This window comes from Achromobacter insuavis (assembly GCF_902859645.1).
Lineage (GTDB): Bacteria > Pseudomonadota > Gammaproteobacteria > Burkholderiales > Burkholderiaceae_B > Achromobacter > Achromobacter insuavis.
Genome location: NZ_CADIJR010000054.1, coordinates 1 through 11,118 on the forward strand (window position 1 = coordinate 1; position 11,118 = coordinate 11,118).

Genomic DNA, 11,118 nt, shown 5'->3' on the forward strand with positions numbered 1-11,118 from the left:
CGCCCTCGGCGCGGGCGGCGCCGCGCACGCGCAGCACCTGGATCAGGAACTCCAGGCTGCGGGCCTCGCGCAGCAACGGCGAACTGGCGCCGCCCATCAAGGCGCTGTCCAGTTCCTGGGCCGCCTGCAGCAGCCGCGGATCGCTCGGGGTCAGCCACAGGCCAAGGCCGCGTTCCAGGTCGGCGGCCAGGGCATCGCCGTCTTCGCCGGCGATCTGGCGCAGCAGGGCAGGGGATACCAGCAGCCCGACATGCGGCATGTCGCCATGCATCTGCGTGTGCCAGGGGCCGCCGCCCAGCGTGCCGCACAGCAGTTGACGGCTCTGCAGCCGCTGCTGGCGGCCATCCACGGCCACGTCCATGCCGCCCTTGGGCCAGATCGACAGCAGCAGGCGCTGGTCGGAATCGCAGATCAGGCAATCGACCGGCTGCTCGTAGCGGCTGTGGCTGGCGAACGCCGTCAGTCCGGTGCCGGTCTGGTGCACCGCATTGGGCTGGGGCGCCGACGGCCACAGTTCGGGCGGCGGGTTGGGGTCGTCGGGCAGGTGCCGGGCAAGGTCGATCAACGGCAGGTCCATTGCAAATGCTCCCGATCCGGGCAGGAATACTGCCGATTCGGGCAGTAATTGTTAATGAGAATCGATATTGTATGGCCGATTCCTTCTCACCCCTGTGCGATTTTCATGTCCATGCCTACCCGAACTGCCCTGGCCGTTGGCCTGTCCCTGGCGCTGGCCGCGCCCCTTTCCCTGCGCGCGGCGCCACCCGCGGCCAACGCGGCCAATGGCGAAGCGGCCGCGGATGCCGTCCGGCTGGCGCCGGTGGTGGTCACCGCCACCAAGCAAGGCGCGGCCGAGCAAGTCACGCCCGCCAGCGTCACCGTGATTGACGGACTTGCCGTTGAACGCGATGGCCTGGACGGCCTGTTCGACGTGGCGTTGCGTTCGCCCAACGTCTACTTCACCAGCTTCACGCAAAACACGCCCAGCCTCACCATCCGCGGGTTGGGCTTCTCGGACGATGAATCCGACAGCGTCAGCACCAGCGTGCTGATCGACGGCGTGCCCATGACCGTCATGACGTTGGGCCAGTTGTTCGATGTCGAGCAGATCGAGGTGCTGCGAGGACCGCAAAGCACCCTGTACGGCCAGAACAGCATGGGCGGGCTGGTGGCCGTGCGCACCCGCGATCCGGGCTTCGCGTTCGGCGGCAACGCCCAGCTCGAGTACGCCACCGGCAACCGCCGGCGCGAGACGGCGGCCATGGATATCCCCCTGTCCGACCGCACCGCCATCCGTATCGCGGGCGGCGCCGAAAACGCCGATGGCTACGTCAAGAACGACGTCCTGGACCGTGACGACACCGGCGGCTGGCGCAGCCGCTTCGGCCGCGTCAAGTTCCTGCACGTGGACGATGCGGGCGGTGAATGGCGGTTGGGCGTGCACGGCGTGAAAACGCGGGGCGGCAACGACTTCTTCACCACGCGCCAACTCGCGGACAAGCACCATTCCGGCAATAGCGAAGCGGGCCAGAATGACCTGTCCTACACCCTGGTCACGGGCTCGTATGACCGTGAGCTGGCCAATGGCAACCGGCTCGCCGTCAACCTGGGCGGCAGCCGGATGGATTGGGATTACTGGATGCCCGAGTCGGTGCTGGGGGCATCCAGCGGCTTCAATTCCTCTGTCGAGCAGTACAGCGCCGAGGCCCGCCTGTCGCATCTGCCCAGCGGCGGGACCGGCCTGGACTGGATGGCCGGCCTGTATGGTTCGAAGATCCGCCGCGATTCGCCGTATACCTTCGCGATGCCCAATGTCTTCAGCAGTGTGACGTCGGCCCGCATCAAGGGGGCGACGGCGGCGATCTTCGGCGAACTGGGCTGGCGTTTCGACCCGCGCTGGCGCATCGCGGGGGCGCTGCGCGTCGAACGCGACGAGCGCCGCATGGACTGGCGCAGCACGCAAAGCGCCGGACCCTACAGCGCCGTGGAAACGCTGCGCGGCAAGACGCACGACACCGTGCTGCTGCCGCGCCTGACGCTCGAATACCGCCCCGATGTCCAGCAGTTCGCCTGGGCCACCCTGGCGCGCGGCTACAAGGCCTCGGGCTTCAACCAGTACGCGACCGACAGCGCTTCCGCCGCGCAGGCCTACCAGCCCGAGTATGGCAACTACGCCGAACTGGGCTACCGCCTGCAGGGACTCGACGAGAGCTGGAATGTAAGCGCCGTCGGCTTCTACACCAAGCTGCGCGACCAGCAGGTCGTGACCATCGGCAGCGGCGGCCAAAGCCTGACCAGCAACGCGGGCCGATCGCACAACGTGGGCATGGAACTGACCGGCACCTGGCGGCCCGTGCGCAGCGTGGACCTGAGCGCCTTCGTCGGCCTGGTCAAGGCGGTCTATGACGATTACCACAAGGGCGGCGTGGACTATGCCGGCCAGCAGTTTCCCAACACGCCGCGCCAGAGCTATGGCGTGACGGCGGCGTGGCGCTTCGCGCCGGGCTGGGAGGCGGGCCTGGCGGTGCGGCATCAGGGCTCGTCCTATCTCTATCCCACCGCCACGGCCAAGAACGACGCCTACACCTTGCTGGATGCGCAACTGACTTACCGCGTCGACCGCCATTGGACGGTCGGCGTCTACGGCAAGAATTTGACGGACCGCGTCTACTACACCCGCGCGCTCAACGACCTGGTGGTGGCGGGCACGGGCCGGGTGGTGGGCGTGCGCGTGGGCCTGGATTTCTAGCATGGCGACGCAACGTTCTTCGGACCGGCGCAGCCAGTTCGTGGCCCTGGGCCTGATGTATTTCGCGCAGGGCCTGCCGAGCGGCCTGGCCTTCAATGCCCTGGGCGTGCTGATCCGCGACGGCGGCCACAGCGTGTCCGACGTGAGCCTGACGGGCCTGGCGTTCCTGCCCTGGGCGCTGAAATTCCTGTGGGCCGGGCCGATCGAGAACTGGTGCGCGCGACGCAGCCATGCCTATGTGGTCGGCGCGACGCAATGGCTGGCCATCGTGCTGTGCCTGCTGCTGGCGAATTTCCCGCCGTCCACCGAGCTCTATCTGTGCGTGGCGGGCGCGGTGGCGTTGAATCTGGTCTGCGCCACGCAGGACATCGTGACCAATGCCTATGCCGTGGCCCGCATGCGCGGCCGCACGGCGGGCGCCGCCAACGCGATCCAGGTGTCGGCGTTCATCGGCGGCATGCTGGCGGGCGGCGGCGGCCTGCTGGTCGTGTATCAGCATTGGGGCTGGGCCGTGGCCATGCAGGGCCTGGCCGGCCTGATGCTGCTGCTCTACCTGCCGCTGCTGCTCGGCCGGCGCTGGCGCCAACCGCCGGCGACGGCCGCCGAAGGCGACCCGGCGCCCGGCCCTGAAGGGCGAGTGCGCCTGCGAGACCTGCGTGAACACCGCGACCTGGGCTGGGCGCTGCTGATCGCCATCCTGTTCAAGTGCGCCGGCACGGCCGTGGCGACCTTGCTGCAACCCTGGCTCATCGATCATGGCATGTCGGTGGCGCAGGCGGGCGGCCTGCAGGTCAGTAACCTGGTGGCCAGCGCCGTGGGCGGCGTGGTGATCGGCATTCCGCTGATTCGCTGGCTGGGCGACCGCGGCGCCGTGCTGGCGTCGCTGGCGGGTGCGACGCTGCTGCTGGGCACGGCGTGGGGCCTGCAGGCGGCGCAGGTCAGTGATGTCCGCGTGATCTTCGCGGCCTTCGCGGTGCAATCGCTGGCCGAAGGCGCCATGTACGTGACGGTCTGGGCGCTGTTCATGAACTGGGCTTCGCCGCGCCGGCCGGGCACGGACTACACCGTCATGCAATGTTGTGAAAGCCTGTCCAACGCCGCCGCGGCGGCCGTCATCGGCGGGCTCGGCCAGGCGCTGGGCTACCGCTACGCGTTCGGGCTGGCGTGGGCGGCGGCGTTGGTGGCCCTGCTGTTGATCGCGCTGGGCCTGCGCCGGCTCGAGGGAGCCGCCCGATGAGCGCGCCCAAGGCGCCGCAGGGCGTCGCCATCCCGGACGCCGATGCCTCCGATCCCGCGATGGACGCGGGCGGCCATCGTTTCGCCAGCCTGGTGCGGCATTCGCCCGGACTGCTGGGCCTGTCGGTGGCGACGGCGATCGTGTCGGCGGCGCTGAGCGTGGCGCCGTTCTGGCTCATCTACCGGATGGCGGTGGAATGGTGCGGTCCGGCGCCCGACCTGGCGTCCGTCCGCATGCTGGCCGGCTGGACACTCGCGGCGCTGGCGCTGCGCTGGGCCGCCATGGCGGCCAGCCACGTCCTGGCGCATCGCGGCGCCTTCAGCATCCAGCACCGCCTGCGCCTGGCGCTGGCCCGCAAGCTCGGCCAGGTGCCGCTGTCTTTCTTTGCCGCGCGTGGCCGTGGCGGGTTGCGGCGCGTGCTGACGGACGATGTCAACGGACTGGAGGGCTTCCTGGCGCACATGCTGCCGGACGCGGTGGCGGCGGCCGTGGTGCCGCTGGCGGCGCTCGCCGTGCTGTTCGCGGTCGATTGGCGCCTGGCCCTGGCGGCGGTGGCGCCTTTGCCGGCGGCGCTGGCGGCCCAGGCGGTGCTGATGCGCCGCGCCGCCAGCGGCGCGGGCCGCTGGAGCGCGTTGCAGCGCGAGATCGCCGACCAGGTCGGCGAGTATGTGCGCGGCGTGCAGGTGGTGAAGTCGTTCGGACTCGAGGCGCGTTCCTTCAGCCGGCTGGCGGCCGCCATCCACGGTTCCGCGGACTGGGTGGCGCAGTATGCGCGCGCCAGCGCCCGGGGTTGGCTGGTGTACGTGGGGCTGCTGTCCTCGAATCTGCTGCTGGTGGCGCCGCTGGGGGTCTGGCTGCACGCGCGGGGCGCGCTGGACATCCCGACGCTCTTCCTGTTCCTGCTGCTGGCGCCCGCCGTGCTGCAACCGCTGTTGCGCCTGACGTTCGCCCTGGGCGAGCAGTCGCAGCGAGCGCAGGCGCTGGCCCACATCAATGCCGTGCTGGCCGAGCCGGCGCTGGCACAGACGCCGGGCGCCACCGCGCCGGCGGGCGCGCTGTCGATCGAATACGACAGCGTCAGCCATCGCTATGGCGACCGGCTGGCGCTGGACGGCGTGTCGTTTCGGGCCGGCGCCGGTCGCCTGACCGCGCTGGTGGGGGCGAGCGGGTCGGGCAAGAGCACGCTCGCGCGGCTGTTGCCGCGCCTGTATGACGCCAGCGCGGGCCAGGTGCGGGTGGGCGGACGAGACGTGCGGGACTGGCCGCTGGATGCGTTGCTGGCGCAGGTCAGCGTGGTGTTCCAGGACGTGTTCCTGTTCCATGGCACCATCGCCGACAACCTGCGGCTGGCGCGGGCCGACGCCAGCGCCGGGCAGCTCGAAAGCGCCGCGCGCGCGGCCAGCGCCCACGATTTCATCATGGCGTTGCCGCACGGTTACCAGACCGTCATCGGCGAACGCGGCGCGCGGCTGTCTGGCGGCGAGCGCCAGCGGCTGTCGATCGCCCGGGCGCTGCTCAAGGACGCGCCGGTCCTGTTGCTGGACGAAGCCACTTCCAGCATCGATGCCGAGAACGAAGACCTGGTGCAGGACGCGCTGTCCCGGCTGTGTCGCGGCCGCACCGTGCTGATGATCGCGCACCGGCTGCACACGGTCATGCAGGCGGACCACATTGTCGTGATGGCGCGGGGGCGGGTGGTGGGGCAGGGCACGCATGAGTGCCTGCTGGCGGGTTGCGCCGCCTATCGTGAACTATGGCGCGACCACGAGGACGCGCTCGACTGGCGCCTGGGCGCGCAGGGAGAACAGGCATGATCCGAGCGTTGGCGCAGGCCGGATTCAGGTTGGCGGGACGGCGCGACGCGCGCCTGGCGCGGGGCGTCGCCTGGGCGGTGGCGGAAGGGGCGTTGAGCGCCGCGTTCTACGGCGCGCTGTACCTTCTGCTGCGGCGCGGATTCGCGGGCCAGGCTTCGCCAGGCTTCATCCTGGCGGCGACCGCGGGGCTGGCCGCGCTGGTCTGGCTGCGCATCGCGGCCGGCCAGCGCGCCATGCCGCTGATCTTCGCCGGCGCCTACGCCATGATGGGCGAAGCGCGGCTGCGGCTCGCGGACCATCTGCGGCGCCTGCCGATGGGTTGGTTCGCGCGTCAGCGCGATGGCGATTTGGCCGCCCGGCTGACCTCGGATCTGGACATGGTCGAGTCGATCTGGTCGCACTTCCTGGGCGTTTTCGTGACGGGACTGGCGATGCCGTGCTTTCTGCTGTTGTTCCTGGCCTGGCTGGACGGACCGATGGCGCTATGGGTGGCGGCGGTGATGCCGCTGGCCGCGCTGGCGATGGCCTGGACGCAGCGCGTGGCGCGACGGCCCGGCGAACGGATGTTCGCCGCCAACGAGACGGCACAGGCTGCGCTGGCCGAGTATGTGGCCGGTGTTCCGGTATGGCGCGGCTTCGGTCGCCACGGGCAGGCCTGGCGCCGGCTGCGCGGCATCCTGGACGAGCAGCTGGCCGCGGTGACCGCGGTGGAATCGCGGCCGGCGCCCTGGCTGGCGTTGTTCGGCTTCGTGCTGGAAGCGGGGTTCGTGGCCGTGGCGCTGGCGGGCGCGGCACGCCTGGCCGATGCGTCCTACGGGCCGCAGCAATTGTTGCTGTTCCTGGTAGTGGCGCTGCCGCTGTACCGCCAGCTGTTCGAGGTCGGCCTGTCCACCTTGTTGCTGCGCTTCGCGCAACGCGCCATGCAGCGCATCGAGGATATCCTGCGGCAGCCGCCGCTGCCCGAACCGGCATGCCCATCCCTGCCGCAAGGCCAGGATTTCGAGTTGCGCGACGTGAGCTTTGCCTATGACGGCGGCGAGCCGGTCCTGGCCGGCGTGTCGTGCCGCATTCCGGCCAATGGCCTGACCGCGATTGTCGGCCGCAGCGGGGCCGGCAAGACCACGCTGGCGCACCTGCTGGCGCGGCTGTGGGATGTGACGGCAGGCAGCATCCGGCTGGGGGGCGTGGATGTGCGGCAACTGGGCACGCGGGCGCTGCACGAGCGCGTGGCGATCGTGTTCCAGGAGGTCGTGCTGTTTTCCGGCTCGGTGCGCGACAACCTGCTGATCGGCAGGCCCGACGCGACCCAGGCCGAGATCGAGGCCGCGGCGCGCCGCGCCTACGCGCATGACTTCATCATGGCCTTGCCGCAAGGCTACGACACGCGGTTGTCCGAGAATGCGGAGTCGCTGTCTGGCGGCGAGCGCCAGCGGCTGTCCATCGCCCGGGCGCTGCTCAAGGACGCGCCGATCCTGCTGCTGGACGAGGCGACCGCGAGCGTGGATCCGTCGGCCCAGGCCGAGATCCAGCGCGCTATCGGCGACCTGGCGCGCGGACGCACCGTGGTGGTCATCGCCCATCGCCTCAATGCGGTCCAGCATGCCGACCAGATCCTGGTGCTCGATGGCGGGCGCCTGTGCGAATCCGGAACGCATGCCGAGTTGCTGGCGCGGGACGGCGTCTATGCCTCGATGTGGCACAGGCAGCAGCGCGCGCGAGGATGGCGCCTGCAGCCTTCGCCCTGATGGCGTGGGGTGGCTGCATGCGATCCGCCGCCCCCGCCGGCCTCAATCCAGCTTGATCTCGGCGCGCCGGCCCACTTCGCCGAAGGTCTGTAATTCCTGCTGCATGCGCGCCGTGAAGGCCGCGCCGTCCAGGTAGACCGGTTCCAGCGCCAGATCCGTGACGGCGCGTTGCACCTGTGGATCGGCCATGATTTCGGCCACCGCGCGGTTCAGCGTGGCCAGCACCGGTTGCGGCGTGCGGGCCGGCGCCACCAGGCCGTACCAGCCCACCATCGACACGCCCGGCAGGCCGCTTTCAATGAAGGTCGGCACGTCCGGCAACTGCGGCACGCGGTGTTCGCCGGTGACGGCCAGCGCGCGCACCTTGCCGGCCTTGACCTGCGGCGCGGCCGACGACACCGTGTCCACGCCCAGCGCGATCTCGCCGCCGATCAGGGCGGTGATGAACTGCGCGCTGCCCTTGTAGGGCACCGGCGTCATCTTGGCGCCGGCGGCCTCGGCGAACATTTCGCCCACCAGGTGCGGCGCCGATCCCGGGCCGAAGGTGCCGTACATCAGGCCGCCGCTGGCGGTCTGGCGGCGGGCCAGGTCGGCCGCCTGCTGCGCGGTCTCGGCTGGCAGGCTGTTCTGCACCAGCAGCACCACCGGCGCCAGCGCCACGATGGCGATGTGCTCGAAGCTGCGGCGCGGATCGTAGGGCAGGTCGCGCTTGAGCGCCGGCAGCACGGTGTAGGTGGTGCTGCCCGACAGCATCAGCGTGTAGCCGTCGGGCTGGGCCTGCGCCACGGCGTTGGCGCCGATGACGGTCGAGGCGCCGGGCCGGTTCTCGACGATCACGGCCTGGCCCAGCTTGCCCGACAGCCGGTTGGCCAGCAGCCGGGCCACGGCGTCGGTGGCGCCGCCGGGCGTGAACGGCACCACCAGCTTGATGGCCTGTTCGGGGTAGGCGGCATGGGCGGCGGGCGCGCCCACGGTGGCTTGCAGGGCAAGGGCCGAAAAGCAGGCCAGCGCGGCGGCGCGGATTCTGGCGATCATGGTCGGGTCCGGTCAGGGTTGGGCAATGGTAACGGTGTTGCGGGCGGCCAGGCGCAGCGCGGCGCCCTGGTCGCCCAGGTCGCAGAACAGGCCGGCCATGATGGCCAGGCCCTCGCGCGCCACGCTGCCCAGCAGATGCTCGTTGGGCGCGTGCTGGGCGCAGGCGGGGTAGGAATGTGGCACCCACAGCGTGGGCAGGCCGAGCAGGTCGGCGAAGATGTCGTTGGGCAGCGAGCCGCCCAGGTTGGGCAGCAGGGCCGGCCGCAGCCCCGTGCTGCGCTCGATCGAGGCGGCGGCCCAGCGCACCCACGGGTTGTCGGGAGACAGCCGGGTGGCGCCGGCCTGCATGCCGACGCGCACCTGCACGTCGCCGAAGCCGGCCTCATCGAGGTGGGCGCGCACGTGGCGTTCCAGCGCCTTCCAGTCGGTGCCGACCACGAAGCGCAGCTGACACCAGGCCGAGGCGGCCGGCGGAATGGCGTTGACCGGCTTGGCCGGATCGCCGGCGCCGAAGGTCAGCACGTCCAGGCTGTTCCAGCCGAACACCTGTTCCGCGGGCGACAGCCCCGGTTCGCCCCAGTCGCTGTCGATCGCGGGATCGTCGGGACCGCCGCCGACCTCCAGGTCGGCCAGCGCGGCGGCCACCGGGGCCGGGATGGGCGGCGGGCGCAGGCCCGGCACCTGGATGCGGCCGCGCGCGTCCACCAGCGTGGCGATGGCGTGCGACAGGATGATGGCGGGGTTGGCCAGCAGGCCGCCCCAGTTGCCCGAGTGATAGCCGCGGTCGCGGGCGCGCAGCGACAGTTCGAAATTGACCGCGCCGCGCGAGCCCATGAACAGGGTGGGGCGGGCGGCCGCCAGGCGCGGGCCGTCGCTGGCGATGAAGACGTCGGCGGCCAGGCTCTCGCGCTGCGCCTCGCAGAACGCCGCCAGGCCCGGCGAGCCGGCTTCCTCGCCGGTCTCGATCAGCCAGGTGGCGTTGAATCCCAGCCTGCCGTCGCGCGCCCGCAGGACTTCGCGCAGCGCCGCCAGGTTGATGGTGTGCTGGCCCTTGTTGTCGGCGGTGCCGCGGCCGTACCAGCGGTCGCCCTCGACCCGCAGGCGCCAGGGATCGCGGCCAGCGTCCCATTTGGCCGCGTTGCCGCGCACCACGTCGCCGTGGCCGTACAGCAGCACCGTCGGCAGCGAGGCGTCCTCGATGCGCCGCGCCACCAGGATCGGCAGGTCCACGCCCGTCGGGTTCGGATGCACGTGACAGGTGAAGCCCAGCGCCCGCAGTTGCGGCGCCAGTTCGTCGTTCAGATAGGCGTGCTGGCTCGGCGCCTGGCCCGGCTCCTCGCTCTCGGTCGGGTAGGCCACGCTGCGGGCCAGCTCGGCCTGCAGGGTGCCGTCGTCGTAGGCGTTGGTGGCGTGAAGAATGGCTTGTTCGCGGATCACAGCGGTCTCGGAGGCGAAGAAGGCACAAAGTTATTACGCTTGTTCACATGCCACAATTAGATAATTCGCATTTGATCGTTGCTATTTTGGCAATGGTTTGCGCGGTCGTTCCGAGGCGCTCGGCATGACCCTGGGGAGAGTGTCGTGATTTCGCTCGGTTTGAGGTATTTCCTGGAGGTCGCGCGCTGCGGCTCGGTCGCCGGCGCGGCGGCCGCGCAGCACGTGGCGGCGTCGGCGGTCAGCCGCCAGATCGCCAAGCTGGAGGACGAGCTGGGCGTCGCGCTGTTCGAGCGCCAGGCGCGCGGCATGGCGCTGAGCGAGGCCGGGCGCCAGTTGGCCGCCTACGCCAGCGCCGCCGCGCTGGAGGCCGAGCGCATCGCCACCGGCATCCGCCAGCGCAGCGCGCTGGGCGACGTGACCGTGCGGCTGGCTTGTACCGAGGGCTTCGCGCACCGCTTCCTGCCGCAGTGCATGGCCGATTTCAAGCGCCTGCATCCCGAGGCGCGCTTCCATCTGCTGGTGGAGCGGCCGGAGGAGGTCAACCGGCTGATCCTGGAGGGCTTGTCGCAGCTGGCGCTGCGCTACACGGTGGCGCCCGACGAGCGCCTCAAGACCGAGCTGCTGTGCCGCGCGCCGGTCTACGCCATCATGTGCCGGCATCATCCGCTGGCCGCGCGCCGCAGCGTCGGCGTGCGCGACCTGGCGCAGGCGCCGCTGTCGCTGGGGGATCCGGGCACGACGGTGCGCGACCTGTTCGACACGGCCTGCGCCAATGCCGGCGTGCACATCGAGCCGGCCTATGTGTCCAACCATTCGGCGGCCTTTCTGCCGATGCTGCCGGGCAGCCAGATCGTGGCGTTGACGGGCTACCTGACGGTGATCGGCCTGCTCGACAGCGCCGGCCTGGTGGCGGTGCCGTTCAGCAATCCCGAAATGCGCCAGCGCAGCATCCAGGTCGTGACCTTGCGCGGCGCCCACCTGCCGCCGCTGGCGCGGGCCTTCCTGGCGCTGCTGGCCGAACGCCTGGGCGAGGCGCCGCGCGCCCCGGAACTGGCGCGCGCGGCGGATTGAGGCGCCGCAGGCGCGATGCGGACGGGCGGG

At 70.9% G+C, this 11,118-nt stretch carries 8 protein-coding genes; 5 read left to right on the top strand and 3 right to left on the bottom strand.

The features are described 5' to 3' along the window. On the bottom strand, positions 1-577 hold a 577-nt coding region (locus H0523_RS22610; protein WP_180180149.1), incomplete at its 3' end, for a hypothetical protein. A gap of 111 nt (positions 578-688) precedes the next feature. Between H0523_RS22610 and H0523_RS22615 the strand changes: the two genes are divergently transcribed. From H0523_RS22615 to H0523_RS22630, 4 genes are read left to right on the top strand one after another with little or no spacing between them, the layout of a single operon-like run. Further along, positions 689-2,749, top strand: coding sequence for a TonB-dependent receptor (locus H0523_RS22615; protein ID WP_180180150.1), 2,061 nt, complete (start codon positions 689-691; stop codon positions 2,747-2,749). 1 nt (position 2,750) lies between these two features. Further along, on the top strand, positions 2,751-3,986 hold the full coding sequence (locus H0523_RS22620; RefSeq protein WP_054430612.1) for an MFS transporter: 1,236 nt from the start codon (positions 2,751-2,753) through the stop codon (positions 3,984-3,986). Further along, positions 3,983-5,800: an ABC transporter ATP-binding protein gene (locus tag H0523_RS22625; RefSeq protein WP_231689932.1), complete on the top strand. Its 1,818-nt coding sequence runs from the start codon at positions 3,983-3,985 to the stop codon at positions 5,798-5,800. The genes H0523_RS22620 and H0523_RS22625 overlap by 4 nt, the downstream gene beginning before the upstream one ends. Next, entirely contained in the window at positions 5,797-7,545 is a 1,749-nt protein-coding gene (locus tag H0523_RS22630; RefSeq protein WP_054430611.1) for an ABC transporter ATP-binding protein, read from the top strand. Before H0523_RS22625 ends, H0523_RS22630 begins: the two co-directional genes overlap by 4 nt. A gap of 42 nt (positions 7,546-7,587) precedes the next feature. Here the strand turns inward: H0523_RS22630 and H0523_RS22635 are convergent, their stop codons facing one another. Together H0523_RS22635 and H0523_RS22640 are read right to left on the bottom strand one after the other, a co-directional pair. After that, a complete protein-coding gene (locus H0523_RS22635) occupies positions 7,588-8,580 on the bottom strand; it encodes a Bug family tripartite tricarboxylate transporter substrate binding protein (RefSeq protein WP_054430610.1) in 993 nt (330 codons plus the stop codon). Positions 8,581-8,592: 12 nt separating this feature from the next. Beyond that, complete coding sequence (locus tag H0523_RS22640) at positions 8,593-10,017, bottom strand: M20 family metallopeptidase (RefSeq protein ID WP_054430609.1); 1,425 nt, start codon at positions 10,015-10,017, stop codon at positions 8,593-8,595. Between the two features lie 144 nt (positions 10,018-10,161). On the opposite strand from H0523_RS22640, the gene H0523_RS22645 reads away from it, so the two are divergent. Continuing rightward, positions 10,162-11,088 carry a LysR family transcriptional regulator gene (locus H0523_RS22645; RefSeq protein ID WP_054430608.1) on the top strand — a complete coding sequence of 309 codons (927 nt, stop codon included), beginning with the start codon at positions 10,162-10,164 and terminating at the stop codon, positions 11,086-11,088. The last annotated feature ends 30 nt before the right edge of the window (positions 11,089-11,118 follow it).